The organism is Pseudoalteromonas sp. CR1 (genome assembly GCF_019392235.1).
Classification (GTDB): Bacteria; Pseudomonadota; Gammaproteobacteria; order Enterobacterales; family Alteromonadaceae; genus Pseudoalteromonas.
This window is the reverse complement of sequence record NZ_JAHXRM010000264.1, coordinates 1-270: the sequence shown is the minus strand read 5'-3', so window position 1 is coordinate 270 and position 270 is coordinate 1. Positions and strand designations below refer to the sequence as shown.

Annotated in this window: 1 pseudogene; it reads right to left on the bottom strand. The window is 59.6% G+C overall.

The annotated features are described in order from the left end of the window. Nucleotides 1-137: pseudogene (locus tag KZZ04_RS21395) on the bottom strand (coproporphyrinogen III oxidase); the annotation flags it as partial. Between the last annotated feature and the right edge of the window lie 133 nt (nucleotides 138-270).

Genomic DNA, 270 nt, shown 5'->3' with positions numbered 1-270 from the left:
CGACCGCCGCCGCCCGCAGGCCGGGTCCAGGCGTCTTCGATAAAGCGAGTGTCCGTCTCAAAGGTTTCCAGGGCGCTGCAAATACGGTCTTGCAGGTCAAGCAGGTAGGCTTTAACAGCCTCGGTGCGGGTAGTCATGGCATCACCTTGAATCGGGCAAAGCTACGCGAGGCCATTGGGCGTCGGCGGCAAATGGGCGCACAGGATACCACTGCACTCCAGTAAGCCGCAGTTGACGAAGATCAAGCTTAGGAGTCCGATAGAGGGCTAC